5 protein-coding genes are annotated in these 17,416 nt (G+C 75.1%); 3 read left to right on the top strand and 2 right to left on the bottom strand.

Annotated elements, in window-relative coordinates; all coding sequences use genetic code 11:
- Window positions 1-406: aspartate 1-decarboxylase (gene panD, locus WA762_RS34470; RefSeq protein ID WP_335941529.1), on the bottom strand; the 406-nt coding region annotated here is incomplete at its 3' end.
- Window positions 407-471: 65 nt separating this feature from the next.
- A complete protein-coding gene (locus WA762_RS34465; RefSeq protein WP_335941528.1) occupies window positions 472-1,878 on the bottom strand; it encodes an MFS transporter in 1,407 nt (468 codons plus the stop codon).
- A 296-nt stretch (window positions 1,879-2,174) separates the two neighbouring features.
- Between WA762_RS34465 and WA762_RS34460 the strand changes: the two genes are divergently transcribed.
- Genes WA762_RS34460 through WA762_RS34450 form a run of 3 tightly spaced genes read left to right on the top strand, consistent with a single transcriptional unit; the run spans window position 2,175 to window position 16,879 of the window.
- Complete coding sequence (locus tag WA762_RS34460; protein ID WP_335941530.1) at window positions 2,175-3,095, top strand: TauD/TfdA family dioxygenase; 921 nt, start codon at window positions 2,175-2,177, stop codon at window positions 3,093-3,095.
- A gap of 51 nt (window positions 3,096-3,146) precedes the next feature.
- Complete coding sequence (locus tag WA762_RS34455) at window positions 3,147-9,650, top strand: amino acid adenylation domain-containing protein (RefSeq protein WP_335941527.1); 6,504 nt, start codon at window positions 3,147-3,149, stop codon at window positions 9,648-9,650.
- The gene (locus WA762_RS34450) at window positions 9,647-16,879 is read left to right on the top strand and encodes an amino acid adenylation domain-containing protein (protein WP_335941526.1); all 7,233 of its coding nucleotides are present in this window, start codon (window positions 9,647-9,649) and stop codon (window positions 16,877-16,879) included. Before WA762_RS34455 ends, WA762_RS34450 begins: the two co-directional genes overlap by 4 nt.
- The last annotated feature ends 537 nt before the right edge of the window (window positions 16,880-17,416 follow it).

The following is a 17,416-nucleotide window of genomic DNA, read 5'->3' as shown; positions in this document are numbered from 1 at the left end:
GGTCGCCGCGGACCGTGCCGCTGCCCGGAGCCGGCTCGGCGAGGTCCGAACCGGCCGGCGACACCTGCCGGTTGTCCTGGTCCACGTGGACGACGCGGGGCACGAGCGCCTTGGCATCGGCGTCCGCCACGGAGGCGTAGGAGATGATGATGACGAGGTCGCCCGGCTGCACCAGCCGGGCCGCCGCGCCGTTGATGCCGATGACGCCGCTGCCGCGCTCCCCGGAGATCACATAGGTCTCCAGCCGGGCGCCGTTGGTGATGTCGACGATCTGGACCTGCTCACCGGGGAGCAGGTCGGCGGCGTCCATCAGGTCCTCGTCGATCGTCAGCGATCCGACGTAGTGCAGATCGGCCTGGGTGACGGTCGCGCGGTGGATCTTGGACTTGAACATGGTACGGAACATGGTGTTCTCCGGCATCTTTCGTACGGGGAAGGGGGACGTGGGAACCGGGCGGGGTGCGCGTCCGCTCAGCGCGGGTCGACGGCGGCCGCGGAGGCGGGGGCGGAGGGCGTCGGGGCATCGGAAGGGGGCGGGGTCTTCGAGGCGGCCGGGATTTCGGCGGGGACGGGGCCCGGCAGGTCGGTGATCACGGTCATGGTGGCCCGGCGCACCGGGCGGGCGAGGGTGGCGGCCAGTGCCATCAGCACCATCCACCCGGCCAGCACCGCCACCGCGGCCCGCACGCCGAGGCCGTCCAGCAGCAGGCCGCCGATCAGCGCGCCCAGCGGCAGGGCGCCGTTGGCCAGCAGGCTGGAGGCGCTCAGCACCCGGCCGCGCAGTTCGTCGGGGGTGACGGCCAGCTGGTAACTGCCCACCGCCACGTTCCAGATGGGCCCGACGAACCACATCGCGGTGTAGGCGATCGCGGCCGGCCACAGCCCGCCGCCGAAGGCCAGCACGCACATCAGCAGCGCCCAGACCCAGTTGGCGCCGATGACCAGGGCGTTCATCCGGAGGGTGCGCCCGAACCAGCCGGCGACCAGGGAACCGAGCATGCCGCAGCCCCCGGCCACACCGATCAGCAGGCCGATCGCGGCCGGCCGGGCGCCCTCCTCGGCGAGCAGCACGATCATCACCAGGAAGAGCGCCCGGAAGAGCAGATTGCTGCCGGCCACCAGGAGCGCCGTGGTCCGCAGCAGGGGCCGCCGCCACAGCCAGGTCAGCCCCTCCGCCATCCGGCCCGCCTGCCTCAGCACCCGGGTGCGGCGGCTGTCCGCCGCCGCGCCGGCCTCGGCCCGTGCCGGTTCGCCGGGGCGGCCCGCCTGGAAGTCCTTGCGGATGCCCAGCAGCGTCGCCAGTGACACCAGGTAGGCGACGGTCTCCAGCACGAACGGCACCGCCCGGCCGAGGCCGAAGAGGACGCCGCCCAGCGGGGTGCCGATCATGGTGGCGGCCCGGCCGCGCGCCTCGTTCCCGGCCAGCGCCGCCGACAGCTGGCTCCGGTGCACCACATTGGGCACCGCCGCGGTGGAGGCCAGGCCGTTGAGCACCGTGAGCGTGCCCTCCACGAAGCCGACCACCATCACATGCGCCAGCCGCAGTTGACCGGCCAGCAGCGCCAGCACCACGCTGGCCGCGCCGGCCGCCCGCAGGCCGTCGCACCACATCATCACCCGCTTGCGGTTCCAGCTGTCGACCAGGACCCCGGCCGGCAGTTGGAAGAGCAGGGCCGGCAGCAGCACGACGAACCCGACCAGCCCGGCGGCGGAGGGCGAGCCCGTCACCGCGAGGATCAGCAGCGGATACGCCACCGTGGACGCCGTGGAGCCGATGATCGCCACCGCCGAACCGCTCCACAGCAGCATGAAGTCCCGGTTGCGCCGCAACGGCGGCGGCTCGGGAACGGCGCCCGCGTCGCCGGCGACCCTGCTCATGGGCGTGTCCTCCACTCCGACATGGGAATCCTCTCGACAGCCGCGCCGGATGCCCGGCACACCGGTTGAACGGCCGGGCCGCACGGTGCCGCCAGCGTGCCCGGCGGCGGCGCACCGGCCCCAGGGAAGGACGCGCAGAAAGGGACGCACCCGCCCTGCCGAAGACTTCGCCGGATGTTCTCTGCCAGGGGGAGAGGGGTGCGCCGACCCTGGCGGGTATGACTGCGAACCCTTCAGCGCTGTTCGCGCCGACGGCCGCCGGGCCGCGGGCGTCCGGACAGACGCTTCCCCATCTGATGGCCGCCGCGCCCGGTCAGGGGCCCCCCGCGGAGCGGCTGGCCGCCGCCCGCGCGGAGATCCGCGCCCGGCTGCGCGAGCACGGCGCCGTACTGCTGCGCGGCTTCGGCCACGACGGGGTGGACGGCTTCGCGCGGACGGTCCGCACCATCGGCGGCGAGCCGCTGGCCTACGCCGAGCGCTCCTCGCCCCGGTCCACCATCAAGGGCCAGGTGTACACCTCGACGGACTATCCGCCGTCGGAGGAGATCTTCCTGCACAACGAGAACTCCTACCAGGCCACCTGGCCGCTGACGGTGTTCTTCTTCTGTGTGACCCCGCCCGACACCCTCGGCTCCACCCCGCTCGCCGACACCCGGCGGGTGCTGGCCGCCATCGACCCCGGGGTACGGGAGGAATTCGCCGCCCGCGGCTGGATGGTGGTGCGCAACTTCACGGACGGGTTCGGCGTCCCGTGGCAGCACGCCTTCGACACCGAGAACCGCGCCGAGGTCGAGGCGTACTGCGCGCGCAACGGCGTGGTCGCCGAGTGGACCGCCGGGGGCCTGCGTACCCGCGCCCGCCGCGAGGCCGTGCACCGCCACCCGGTCACCGGGGAGCGGGTGTGGTTCAACCACCTCACGTTCTTCCACGTCACCACGCTGAAGCCCGACCTCTGCGCCGCGCTGCGGGAGATGTACGACGAGGCGGACCTGCCGACCAACACCTACTACGGCGACGGCGCCCCGGTGCCGGACGAGGTGGTGGCCCATCTGCGGGACTGCTACCGCGCCGAACAGCGCCGGTTCGACTGGCGGCAGGGCGACGTGCTGGTCGTCGACAACATGCTCGCCGCGCACGCCCGGGAGTCGTTCACCGGCCCCCGGAAGATCGCCGTCGCGATGGCCGAGCCCTCCGGCGGACCCGTCGAGCGGGGCTGACCGTCCGCCCGCACCGCCCCTCACCACCACCTGCCCAGGGAGACACGACCGATGGCACCCGTCGACGGCGGTTATCCGCTGTCCTTCGCACAGGAACAGCTGTGGCTGCTCGACCACCTCAGGTCGGGTGACGCCGCCGAGTATCTGATGCACGAGACCTTCAGAATCCGGGGCCCGCTGGACACGGACGCGCTGACCGCCGCGCTCACCGAGATCGCCGCCCGGCACGAGGTGCTGCGCACCCGGTACGTCGACGAGGACGGTCGCGCCGTCCAGGTCATCGACGAACCCGGGCCGGTGAAGCCGGAGTTCGCCGACCTCGGCGACGTCCCGGAGGACCGGCGGGAACAGAGCCTGCGGGAGTTCGGCGGCGCCTGGGCCGGCACGCCGGTCGATCTGCGCCGGGACCATCCCTGGCGGGTCGCCGTGGTCCGGCTGGCGCCGGAGGACGCGGCCCTGCTGCTGACCTTCCACCACATCGCCTTCGACGGCTGGTCCTGGGGCCTGCTCGCCGACGAACTGCGGCAACTGTACGGGGTGTTCGTCGCCGATGCCGCCTCGCCGGTCCGGCCCCCGGAGCCCTTGGAGCTCCAGTACGCGGACTACGCGGACTGGCAGCGCGAGTGGTGGGCGGCCCAGCCGGAGCTGCTGGAGCGGCAGCTCGGCCACTGGCGGGAGCGGCTGGCGGGAGTGGCGCCGCTGGAGCTGCCCACCGACCGGCCGCGTCCGGCGCGGTGGGACGCCACCGGGGACACGGTCGCGTTCACCGTGCCGGCCCCGCTGGCGGCCCGCTTCGCCGCGCTCGCCAAGGAGCGGGGCGCCACGCTCTTCATGGCCGGGCTCGCCGCGTATCAGCTGCTGCTGGCCCGTTATTCCGGGAAGGACGACATCGCGGTCGGGGTCTCCCTGGCCAACCGGGACGACGCCAGGCTGGAGCGGCTGATCGGCCTGTTCCTCAACACGGTGGTGCTGCGCACGGATCTGGGTGGGGCGCCCGACTTCCGGGAGCTGCTGTCCCGGGTGAAGAACACCACTCTGGACGCCTACAGCCACCAGGAGGCGCCCTTCGAGCGGGTGGTCGCGGCCCTCGCCCCGGAGCGGGACGCCGGGCGCAACCCGGTCTTCCAGGCCGCGTTCACCCTGCACAACGCGCACCGCCGCCCGTTCGCGCTGCCGGGTCTGGAGGTGACCCGGGTGGACGACGGGGCGCGGAGCTCCGCGTTCGACCTCTCCCTGCACCTGACGGAGCGTCCGGACGGCACGGTGGCGGGCGAGTTCATCTATCCCACCGCGCTCTTCGACCGGGACCGGATCGAGCGGATGGCGCAGAACTTCCTGCACCTGCTCGACCAGGTGGTCGCCGCACCCGGCACCCCGGTGGACCGGCTGGAGCCGGCCGCCCCGGCGGAGCGCGCCACGCTCACCGCCTGGGGCGAAGGGACGGCCCGCCCGGCGGGCCGGGACCGGGACGGCCGCGGCCTGGTCCGGCTGGTGCTGGACCAAGCGGCCGCCACCCCGTCGGCGACGGCCGTCGCCGACGACGGCGGCCCGCTGGACTACGCGGGGCTGGCCGGGCGGGTGTCGTGGCTGGCCGGCCTGCTGCGCGCCGAGGGCGTGCGCCCCGGCGACCCGGTCGCGGTCAGCCTGCGCCGCGGCCCGGATCTGGTGACCGCGCTCCTGGCCGTACTGGCCGCGGGCGGCGTCCTCGTGCCGCTGGCGCCGGATCTCCCGGACGCCCGGCGGGACTTCCTGCTGACGGACTCCGGGACGGAGCTGGTGCTCACCGAGGAGGCGCTGCGCGACCGCTTCGGGGACCGTCCCCGGGTCCGGGCCCTGGACGCCGAGTGGTCCGCCGCGACCGGCGCCCCGAGCGCGACGGCGGGCTTCCTCCCCCACCCGGCCGGCCCGGACGAAGCGGCCTGCCTGGTGTACACCTCCGGGTCCACCGGCGCCCCCAAGGGCGTGGTGGTGACGCACGGCGGGCTGCGCAACCGGGTGCTGTGGTCGGTGGAGGCGTACGCGATGACGGCCGCCGACCGGCTGCTCCAGAAGACCACCATCGGATTCGACGCCGCCCTGTGGGAGTTCCTGTCCCCGCTGGTCTCCGGCGGCACCGTGGTGATGGCCCCGGCGGACGCGCACCGCGACCCGTCCGTGATGGCCGCCGCCATGGCCCGCCACGGGGTCACGCTGCTCCAGCTGGTGCCCTCGGTGCTGCGCCTGCTCGTCCAGGAGCCGGCGCTGGCCGACTGCACGACGCTGCGCCTGGTCAGCTCGGCGGGCGAGCCGCTCCCCGCCGACCTGTGCGAGCGGCTGCGCGCGGTCGTGCCCGGGGTCGAGATCTCCAACACCTACGGGCCCACCGAGTGCTCCATCGACTCGACCGCGCACCGCTACGCGGGCGAGGGGCTGCCCGGTTCCGGCACGGTCGCCATCGGCGCCCCGCTGCCGGGCGTCGGCGTCTCCGTGGTGGACCCGGCCGACCTGCTGGTCCCGATCGGGGTGCCCGGGGAACTGTGCGTACGGGGCGCGGGGCTGGCCCGCGGCTATCTGGGCCGCCCCGGGCTGACCGCCGAACGCTTCGGCGTGGACCCGTACGCCGCCGTGCCGGGCGGGCGCTGGTACCGCACCGGCGACCTGGTGCGCTGGCGGTCCGACGGCACCCTGGAGTTCCTGGGCCGGGCCGACGACCAGGTGAAGATCCACGGCGTCCGGGTCGAACCGGCCGAGATCGAGGCCCTGCTGCTGGCGCATCCGGGGACCGCCGGGGCGGCGGTCGTGGCCCGGCCCGGCGCGCACGGCGAACTGGAGCTGACCGCGTACGCCGTGCCGGCCGGCCCCGGGGCCGCCGGCGCGGAGCTGCGGACGGAGCTGCTGGCCCACCTCGCCGCGCGGCTGCCCGCCGCGGTCGTGCCGTCCCGGCTGGTGCTGCTGGACGCCCTGCCGCTGACCGCCAGCGGCAAGGTGGACCGGCGCGCGCTGCCCGGGCCGGAGGAGGCCGCGCAGCCGCCGGTCGCGGCGGACCCGGACCGTACCGCTCCGCGTACGGCGACCGAGCGGGCCGTCGTGGAGGCGATGGCCGCGGTCCTGGAGATCCCCGAACCCGGCCCGGACGACGACTTCTTCACCCTCGGCGGCCACTCGCTCCTCGCCATCCGGCTGGTGCTCGGGCTGCGCCGCGCCTTCGGCGTCGAGATGACGGTCGCCGACCTCTTCGCCGACCGCACCCCCGCCGTCCTGGCCGCCCGCATCGACCGGGCCACCGGCGCCGTCGGCGCCGCGGACGACGGCATCGTGCCGGTGCCCCGGGACGGCGAGCCGCCGCTCTCCTTCGGCCAGCGGCGCATGTGGTTCCTGGACCAGCTGGAGCCGGGCAGCCAGGAGTACCTGATCCCGCTCGCGCTGCGGCTGCGCGGTCCGCTGGACACCGCCGCCCTCCGGGGCGCGCTGGACGAGGTGGCCCGGGCGCACGAGGTGCTGCGCACCCGGTACGCGGACCGGGACGGCAGCCCGGTGCAGCTCATCGACCCGCCGGGCCCGGTGGCGTTCCGGCTGGTGGACCTCACCGGGGACGCCGGCGGCGCGGGCGACGCGGCCGACCGCGCCCGGAGGCTGCTCGACGAGGCGCTGTGCGCCCCCTTCGACCTGTCGGCCGAGCATCCGCTGCGGGTCACCGTGATCCGCGCCGACCCCGAGGACCACTGGGTGGCGCTCGCCGCACACCACATCGCCTTCGACGCCTGGTCCACCAAGGTGTTCCTGCGCGACCTGGACACCGCCTACACCGCGCTCGCCGCCGGACGGCCGTCGCCGCTGCGCCCCGGCCCGGTCCAGTACGCGGACTTCGCCGCCTGGCAGCGCGGCCGGGAGGACGGTCCGGAGACGGGCCGCCAACTCGGCTACTGGCTGGGCCGCCTGGGCGGACTCACCCCGGTCGAGCTGCCGTCCGACCGGCCCCGGACGGCCACCCGCGACGCCGCCGGGGACACCGTCATCGTCGATGTCCCGGAGGCCGTCGGCCGGGCGGTCGCCGAGCTGGGCTCCCGGCACGGCGCGACCCCGTTCATGACCCTGCTCGGCGCCTTCCAGGTGCTGCTGCACCGCTACACCGGACGCACCGACATCGCGGTGGGCGTCCCGGTGGCCGCCCGCACCCGGGAGGAGACCGAGGGTCTGCTCGGCCTCTTCGTCAACAGCCTGGTGATCCGCACCGATCTGGGCGGCGACCCGGCCTTCGCGGAGCTGCTGGCCCGGGTGAAGGAGGACTGCCTGGGGGCGTTCGCGCACCAGGACGTGCCGTTCGAGCAGCTCGTGGACGAGCTGGGGACGGAACGCGACCTGTCGCGCAACCCGCTGTTCCAGGTGATGTTCGAGCACCAGCACATGGGCGGGCTGACCGCCACCCTCGGCGGGCTGCCGGCCGAACCGCTCAACGCGGGCCCGCGGACGGCCAAGTTCGACCTCACCCTGACCGTGAAGGAGCGCCCGGACGGGCGGATGCACTGCTGGTTCGAGTACGCGAGCGCGCTGTTCGACCGCGCCACGGTGGAGCGGCTGGCCGCCCACTACCTGCGGCTGCTGGAGTCGGTGACCGCCGCGCCGGAGACCTCCCTGGCCGCGCTGGAGCTGATGACCGGCGCCGAGCGGCGGCAGCTGCTCGGCAGCTGGCCCGACCCGTACGCCGCCCGGCTGCCGGAGATCCTCCCCGAGGCCGAGCGCGACCTGACCGTGCCGGAGCTGTTCGTCCGGCAGGCCGCCCGCACCCCGGACGCCACCGCCCTGGTCTTCGGCGCGGAAGAGGTCGGTTACGCCGCGCTGGAGGCGCGGTCGGCCCGGTTCGCCCGGCGGCTGCGGGCTCTGGGCGCCGGTCCCGAGACGGTGGTGGCCTCCTGCCAGGAACGCGGGATCGACGCCGTGGTGACGCTGCTCGGTGTGCTGCGGGCGGGCGCGGTCTACGTACCGCTCGACCCCCGGCATCCGCGGCGGCGTCTCGCCGGGACCGTCGAGGACGCCGGGGCGCGGTTCGTGGTCACCACGGCCGAGCACGCGGTCGCCTTCACCGGCGACGGCCTGCGGGTGCTCACCGTGGAAGCCCTCGACGCCGGGGACCCCGCCGCCGACGCGGCCGAGGAGCTGCCGGGCGTCCCGGCGGCCCCGGACAACCTCGCCTACATGATCTACACCTCCGGCTCCACCGGACGGCCCAAGGGGGTGATGATCGACCACCGCGCCTACGCCCACCACTGCCGGATCGCCGCCGACGCGTACGGCATCGGCCCCGGCGAACGGGTGGTCCAGCTCTCCTCCCTGACGTTCGACGTCGCGATGGAGCAGATCGCCGCCCCGCTGCTGACCGGCGCCGCCGTGGTGATCGCCGATCCGCTGTTCTGGAGCCCGGCCGAACTCCCGGCCCGGCTCGCCGAGCACGGCGTCACGGTCATGGAGACCACCCCGGCCTACTACCGGGAGGCGATGAACTACGACACGAGCGTGCTCACCGGGCTGAAGCTGATCAACCTCAGCAGCGACGTGGTCACGGTGGCCGACGCCCGGCAGTGGGCGGCGAGCGGGCTGCCCGGCCGGTTCGTCTGCTGCTACGGCCCGACCGAGGCCACCGTGACCTGCCTGCTGCACACCGGGGCGGTCGAGCACGACGGGCAACGGGACACCGCCTCGATGCCGCTGGGCCGTCCGTTCGCCGGCACCCGGGCCTACGTCCTGGACGCCCGGCAGCGCCCGGTGCCGCTCGGCGTCCCCGGCGAACTCTGCGTCGGCGGCGCGCGGCTCGCCCGCGGCTACCACGGGCGGCCGGAACTGACCGCCGAGCAGTTCGTGCCCGATCCGTTCGGCGGGGCGGGCGAGCGGCTGTACCGCACCGGTGACCTGGTGCGGTACCGGCCGGACGGCGCCCTGGAGTTCCTGGGCCGGATCGATCAGCAGGTGAAGATCCGCGGGCTGCGCATCGAGCTCGGCGAGATCGAGGCCGCCCTGACCGGGCATCCCGGCGTCGGCGCGGCGGCCGTCACCGCACCCGAGATCACCCCGGGCAACCGCCGGCTGGCCGCCTATGTGACCGGCCGGGACGGCGCCGCCGCCCCGGACCCGGCCGTGCTCCGCGAGCATCTGCGGGACCGGCTGCCCGACTACATGATCCCGGCGCTGTGGACCTCCCTGGACACCCTGCCGATGACCGCCAGCCAGAAGATCGACCGCAAGGCCCTGCCCGCCCCGGCCACCACCGCCGAACGCGCCCATGTGCCGCCCCGGGACCCGGCCGAGGAGACGGTGGCCGCCATCTGGGCCGAGACGCTCGGCGTCGAACAGGTCGGCGCCGAGGACGACTTCTTCGAGCTGGGCGGCCACTCGCTGCTGGCCACCCGGGTGCTCGCCCGGATCCGGGAGTCCTTCGCGGTGGACCTCCCGCTCCGCCGGATCTTCGAGAAGACCACCGTCGCCGCCCTCGCGGCGGCCGTCACCGAGGCCGTCGAGGCGGCCATCGCCCAGCTCTCCGACGCAGAGGTCGCGGAACTACTGAACCCGGAAGGCGCACGATGACGCACCAGACGCTCGACCCCGCGGCACTCCGCGCCCAGCTGCTGAGGCAGCGGCTGCGCGGGGCCGCCGCCCCGGCTCCGTCCGACGGCATCGCCCGCGCCCCGCGCGGCGGCCCGCTGCCGCTCTCCTTCGCCCAGCAGCGGCTGTGGGTGCTGGACCGGCTCGGCCCGGGCTCCACCACCTACCTGATGACGGCCGCGCTGCGGCTGCGCGGCCCCCTCGACGTCCGGGCGCTGCGCGGCTCGCTGGACGCGCTGGTGGCGCGGCACGAGGTGCTGCGCACCCGCTACCCGGTCGTCGACGGCGATCCGGTCCAGGTCATCGACGCGCCCGCGCCGGTGGACCTCGCCGAGGAGGACCTGAGCGGGCTGGCCCCGGAGGACCGCGCCCGCCGCCTGGCCGCGCTGGGCACCTCGGGGCGGCAGCCGGTGGACCTGGCCGAGGGGCCCGTGCTCCGTGCCGTGCTGGTCCGGCGCGCGGCCGAGGACCACACGCTCTTCGTGACCGTGCACCACATCGCGGCGGACGGCTGGTCGGAGGACCTGCTGGTGCGCGAGCTGACCGACGGATACCGCAGGCTGAGCGGTCCGGAGCAGCCGGCGCCCGGACCGCCGGCCCTCCAGTACGCGGACTTCGCCGTCTGGCAGCGCGAACGGCTCACCGAGGAGCGTCTGGCGGACGGCCTCGGCTACTGGCGGAAGCGGCTGGCGGGACTCGCGCCGCTGGAGCTGCCCACCGACCGGCCGCGTCCGGCGGTCCGGGACGAGACCGGGGCGGTCGCCCCGTTCACCGTGCCCGCCGAGGTCGCCGCCCGTCTCTCCCGGCTGGCGCGCGAGCACGGCGCCACCCCGTTCATGGCCGCCCTCGCCGCGTTCCAGGTGCTGCTGAGCCGGTACACCGGCAGCACCGACATCGCGGTCGGCACCCCGGTCTCCGGCCGGGACCGGGCCGAGACGCAGGAGATGCTGGGCCTCTTCCTCAACACCCTGGTCCTGCGCACCGATCTCTCGGGCGACCCCGGCTTCGCCGAGGTGCTGACCCGGCTTCGGGAGGGCGCGCTGGACGACTACGGCCATCAGGAGGTGCCCTTCGAGCGGCTGGTCAACGCCCTCGCCCCGGAGCGCGACCCCTCCCGCACACCGCTCTTCGGCGCGATGTTCCTCTGGGAGGGCGCCGACGGACAGGCCCCCGGAGGGGCCGACGGCGGTGGTACGGGGACGTTGACGGTGGAACGGCAGGCGGTCGGCGAGACCACCGCCAAGTTCGATCTGACGCTCAGCGTCACCGAACGGCCGGACGGCTCGCTCTCCGGCGGGCTCAACTACGCCACCGCGCTGTTCGACCCGGCCACGGCGGCGCGCATGGCCGGTCACTTCACCCGGCTGCTGGCCGCCGCGGTCGCCGACCCGGACGCGCCGGTCGGCGGCCTGGAGCTGATGTCCGGGCCGGAGCTGCGCGAGGTGGTGCACGACTGGAACGACACCGCCACCCGATTTCCCCCCGGCACGCTGCACGGGCTGTTCGAGGCCCAAGCGGCGGCCGCCCCGGACGCCGTGGCGGTCACCGACGAGGCCGGGACGCTGAGTTACGCGGAGCTGAACCACCGGGCGGACGCCGTGGCCGCCGCGCTCAGGGCCCGGGGCGCGGGCCCCGGCACCGTCACCGGCGTGTGCCTGGAACGCTCCCGCGGCCTGCTGGTGGCCCTCCTCGGCGTGCTCAAGGCGGGCAGCGCCTATCTGCCGCTGGAGCCGGAACTCCCCCCGGAGCGGTGCCGGTTCATGCTGGCCGACTCCGGCGCCCGGATCCTGCTCACCGACGCCGGGGCCGCACCTTCCGGCGTGCCCGCCGAGGTCGAGGTCCTGCCGCTGGCGCGCGGCGGACTGCTCCCGGACGGCGTCCCGGGCCGGGCCGGGACCGCGCCCGGTCCGGGCGACGCCGCCTATGTCATCTACACCTCCGGATCCACGGGCCGCCCCAAGGGGGTGCTGGTCGAGCACCGGGCGATCGTCAACCGGCTGCACTGGATGCAGCGGGAGTTCGGCCTCGACGCCACCGACCGGGTGCTCCAGAAGACCCCGATGGGCTTCGACGTCTCGGTCTGGGAGTTCTTCTGGCCGCTGTCCGCGGGCGCCACCCTGGTGATGGCCCGCCCCGGCGGCCACCGGGACCCGGCCTATCTGGCCCGGACCATCGCCGAGGAGTCCATCACCACCCTGCACTTCGTGCCGTCCATGCTGCGGGCCTTCCTCGCGGGCCCCGTCCCCGCCCTGCCCTCGGTGCGCCGCGTCGTGTGCAGCGGGGAGGCGCTGCCGGGGGACCTGGTCACCGCCTCGGCCGAACGCCTCGGGATCGCCCCGCACAACCTCTACGGCCCGACCGAGGCCGCCGTGGACGTCACCAGCGCCCCGTGCGTCCCCGGCCGCCGGGTCACCATCGGCAGGCCCGTCGCCAACACCCGTACCTACATCGTGGACGCGGCACTGCGGCCGGTGCCGGTCGGGGTTCCTGGCGAACTGCTGCTCGGCGGCGTCCAGTTGGCCCGCTGCTACGTCGGCAGACCGGCGCTGACCGCCGAGCGCTTCGTTCCCGACCCCTTCGGCACGACGCCCGGCGGACGGCTGTACCGGTCCGGCGACCTGGCCCGCTATCTGCCGGACGGCTCCATCGACTACCTGGGCCGCCTGGACCACCAGGTCAAGATCCGCGGCCAGCGCATCGAACTGGGCGAGATCGAGGAGGTCCTCCACGAGCACCCCGCGGTCGCCTCCGCGGCCGTCGCGGTGCACCAGGGGCAACTGGTGGCCTATGTCATCGGCCGGCCGGGACCGGCCGCCCCCGACACCGGCGAGATCCGGGCCTGGCTGCGCGAGCGGCTGCCGGACGCCATGGTGCCCGCCGACTGGATGGTGCTGGACGCCCTGCCGCTGACCGCCAGCGGCAAGACCGATCGCAAGGCGCTGCCCGCCCCCGACCGCAGCCGCGACAGCCGGGCGGGTGAGTACACGGCGCCGCGCACCCCGGTGGAGCGGGCGATCACCGAGGAGCTGGCCGCCGCGCTGGACCTCGACCAGGTCGGCGTCCACGACCGGTTCTTCGACCTGGGCGGCGACTCCATCCGGGCGATCCGCGCGGTGGGCGCCCTCCAGGGGCGGGGCCTGGCCCTGTCCGTACAGCACCTGTTCACCCACCCCACCGCCGCCCAGCTGGCCACCGTCGCCGCCGAGACCTCCGACGGCGACCCGGGACACCATCTGGTCGAGCCGTTCGCCCAGCTGGACCCGGCCGACCGGGAGCGGCTGCCGGACGGGCTGGTCGACGCCTATCCGCTGGGCGAGGTCCAGGCCGGGATGGTGTACGAGCTGCTGGCCGGCCCGGAGGCCAACACCTACCAGAACGTCTGCAGTTTCCACTTCGCCGACGACGGCCCGTTCTCCCTCCCGGCGCTGCGCGAGTCGATACGGCGGCTCGTCGACCGGCACGAGATCCTGCGCACCTCCTTCCGGCTGTCCGGCTTCTCCGGACCGCTCCAGCTGGTGCACCGGCATGCCGAGGCCGAGGTCGGGTTCACCGATCTGCGCGGGCTGACGGCGGACGAACAGCGGTCCGCCCTCGCGGAGTTCCGCGACGCCGAGCAGCGCACACCGTTCGACCTGGAGCGCGCCCCGCTGCTGCGCTACCACGTGCACCGCACGGGTGAGCGCGCCTGGGTCCTCACGCACACCGAGTGCCACGCCATCCTGGACGGCTGGAGCCACCATTCGGTGATCCAGGAGATCCGCGCCGACTACGGCCGGGTGCGGGACGACGCGGACTGCGCCGTCACCCCGCCGCCGCGCGCCCGCTACGCCGACTTCATCGCGCTGGAACGGGCCTCGCTCGAATCGGCGGAGGACCGCGCCTTCTGGCAGGGCCGGATCGGCGGCTTCCCGCGCCTGGAGCTGCCCGCGCCCACCGCGCTCGCCGAGTCCGGCGGACCGGCCCACGAGGTCCGGGTCTCCTGGGCGGAGCTGGACCCGGCGCTGCGCCGGCTCGCCGCCCGTACCGGCACCTCGCTGAAGACGGTGCTCTACACCGCCCATCTGAAGCTGATGGGCCTGATCTCGGGGCAGCGCCGCTTCTTCGCGGGAGCCGTGTGCAACGGCCGCCCCGAACTGCCGGACGGCGACGAGGTGCGCGGCATGTACCTCAACACCGTGCCGTTCGCGGTGGACCTGGACGCGTCCAGCTGGGAGGAGCTGCTGCGCGCGGTCTTCGCCGAGGAGGCGGCCCTCTGGCCGCACCGCCGCTATCCGCTGCCCGCCATGCAGCGCGAGTGGGGCGGCGGCGCCCCGCTGGTCGACGTGATCTTCGGCTATCTCGACTTCCATGTGCTGGACCACTCCGACACCGCGCCGGAGGCCATCACCGACAGCAGCCCCAACGAGTTCACCTTCGACGTGTGGACCTTCCCCGGCGAACTGCGGATGACCTGCCGCCCCGGCTGGGCCGGACGGGCCCGGCTGGAGGCGATGGCCGCCACCTTCGTGGAGGTGCTGCGGACCATGGCCGAGCGGCCGGAGGCCGCCCCCGGCGCCTTCCGCGCCGCCGAGCTGGCCCGGCCCACCGCCACCCCGGCGCCCCGCCCCCTGCCGCCCGAGACGACCCTGCCGGAGCTGATCGCCGGCCGCTCCAGGCCGCAGGACGTGGCACTGGTCGACGCGGACTCCACCATCACCTACGGCGAGCTGGAGGCCCGTGCCAACCAGTTCGCCCACCTGCTGCGGGCCCGCGGGGTCCGGGCCGAGGAGCCCGTCGCGGTCTGCCTGGAGCGCGGCCCGGAGACGGTGATCGCTCTCCTCGGCGTGACGAAGGCGGGCGGCTGCTACGTCCCGGTCGACCCGGAGTACCCCGAGGAGCGGATCGGCTACCTGCTCGCCGACTCCGGCGCCGGGCTGCTGGTCACCCGCTCCGAGCTGGCCGGCCGGCTGTCCGGACTGCTGACGAGCGGCGTCGGGACCGTGCTGCTGGACACCGAACGGGCCGAGCTGGAGGCTCAGCCGCGAACGGATCCGGGCGCGGGCACCGGTCCGGACAACACCGCCTACGTCATCTACACCTCGGGATCCACCGGGCGCCCCAAGGGCGTCCAGGTCACGCACCGCAACGTCGTGCGTCTGGTGCACGGCGAGAACCACGCGGAGATCGGGCCGCAGGACACCGTGCTGGTGGTCTCCCCGCTGGCCTTCGACGCCTCCGCCTTCGAGCTGTGGGGCACACTGGCCAACGGCGGCCGGCTGGCGTTCGTCCCGCCCGGCACCCCCACCACGGCGGACATCGCCGAGGTCCTGCGGGAGCGGCGGGTGACCGTGGCGTTCCTGACCACGAGCCTCTTCCACCTGATGGTGGAGAGCTGCCCCGAGGCGCTGACCGGGCTGCGTGCGCTGCTGACCGGCGGGGACGTGCTCTCCCCCGGCCGGGTGCGGACCGCGCTCGGCCACGGGCTGCGGGTCAGCAACATGTACGGGCCGACCGAGTGCACCACCTTCGCCACCGGACAGCACGCCCTCACCGTGGAGCAGACGGACCGGGCCCTCCCCATCGGCCCGCCCATCGCGCACACCACCGCGCTGGTCACCGACGAGAACCTCGACCCGGTCCCCTACGGCGTCCCCGGCGAACTGCTGCTCGGCGGCCCGGGGGTGGCCCGCGGCTATCTGGGCCGGCCGGGGCTGACCGCCGACCGCTTCGTCCCCGACCCCACCGGCGCCCGGCCCGGCGGCAGGCTCTACCGGACCGGCGACCTGGTCCGCCAGGACCCGGACGGCGTCCTCCACTTCCTGGGCCGCCGCGACCACCAGGTCAAGGTGCGCGGCCACCGCATCGAGCTCGGCGAGGTGGAGGCCGCACTGAACGGCCTGCCCGGCGTGCACGAGGCCGCCGCGGCCGTGCGTCCGGGCCCGGACGGCGACAAGCAGCTGGTCGGCTATGTCGTCCCGGAGGAGCACGCGGAATTCGACCCGGCGGCCCTGCGCGCCGCGCTGCGGCAGCGGGTCCCGGCCTTCCTGGTGCCCAGCGCCTGGGTCCGGCTGGGCGAGCTGCCGCTGAACGCCAACGGCAAGCTGGACCGGGCCGCGCTGCCGGCGCCGGGCGGCGTCGGCACCGGCGGCGAGGCGGTGGCCCCGCGCACCGCCGCCGAACGGGCCCTGGCCGAGGTGTGGGCGGAGGTCCTGAACCTCGAACGGGTGGGCGCCCACGACGACTTCTTCCTGCTCGGCGGGCACTCCCTGCTGATTCTGCGGGCCATCGCACTGCTGCGGGAACGGCACGGCCTGGAACTGACCGTGCGGGCCTTCGTGGAGCACCACACCCTGGACGCCGTCGCCGCCGCCGCGGAACGCGGCGAGACGGGCGGCGCCTCGCGCGGCGCCCTGATGTGGCTGCGCAGGGAAGGCGGACAGGCGCCCCTCTTCTGCGTCCACCCCGGGGGCGGCAGCGCCCACTGGTACCAGCGGCTGGTCCCACATCTGGCCGAGGACCTGCCGGTCGCCGCCCTGGAGTGGCCCGGGCTCCAGTCCGGCCCCGGGAAGCCGGTGCCCACCGCCGCGGAGATGGCCGAGCGGTACGTCACCGAGATCCGCCGGGCCCGCCCGCACGGCCCCTACCGGCTGCTCGGCTGGTGCGGCGGCAGCGGGATCACCGCGGAGATGGCGGACCGGCTGAGGGCGGAGGGCGAGGAGGTCACGTTCATCCTGCTCGACCCGGGCCTGGACAGCCACGAGAGGCAGGGCCTGTGGGAGGAGTTCCGGCTGATCGAGAGCTGCACCGCCAGGCTGGAGGAGCTGGCCGCGGCAGGCCCGGAGGAGGACACGGGCGCGCTGCGCGACGAGATCCTGAAGCTGCTGAACCACCTGGTGGACGACGCGGACCCGGAGACCGGGATCGTGCTCCCCGAGCGGAACGGGGCCGAAGTCTGGCTCCCGTCGGCCCGGATCTGGCGCGAGGTGATGGAGATGACCCTCACCTACCGGCACCGCTACTTCCCCGGCACGCTGCACCTGATCATCAGCGATGAACTCGCCCGGGGCGAGCACGAGGTCGCTCTCGGCCAGACCTACGAGGAGTACCTGGACCGCTGGCGGGAGCTGAACGCCGCCGTCGAGGCCCACCGGGTCCCCGGCGACCACTTCGGCGTCATGCGCCTGCCCCACGTCACGTCCCTGGCCGAGACCCTGGCCGGCCTGCTGGGCTGACCCCGGCAAAGGACACCGCCAGAGCCCGGCCGGACCACCCGGCCGGGCTCCGTGCTGCCCGCGTGCCGGGGCGGGGCCGCGTAGGCCGAGCCGGGCCCGCACACGCGTGGGGCCGGGCCCGCTGCCGGGGCCGGGGCCGGGAGCCCGTAGGCCGAGCGGGCCCGCACGCGCGGCTCCGGGCCCGCTGCCGGGAGCCGGAAGCCGTAGGTCGACCGGGGCCGGGAGCGCGTACGCGGACGGGCCCCGCGCCCGGCCGGTTCGCCCGACGCCCGTACGCGGGAGCCCGTCGCGCACGGCCGGTGCGGCCGGACGGCGGTACGCGCGGGCTCGCGGGGGGGGCGTGCCGGCCCACGGCCCCGGGCCGGCGGTGGGCACAGCAAAGGACGGGGTGCCCGGCCGGTGCGGCCGGACACCCCGTCGGAGGGTGTGTCGCGCTGTCAGTCGTGCTGGTCGACGGCAACGAAGCGGAGTTCGGAGGTGTACGCGTTGCCCCGGTCGTCGGTGAGCCACGCGTGCTCGGGGGTGGGCAGCATCTCG

Source organism: Streptomyces tyrfis, from assembly GCF_037034285.1.
Taxonomy (GTDB): domain Bacteria; phylum Actinomycetota; class Actinomycetes; order Streptomycetales; family Streptomycetaceae; genus Streptomyces.
This window is presented reverse-complemented; position numbering and strand designations above follow the sequence as displayed.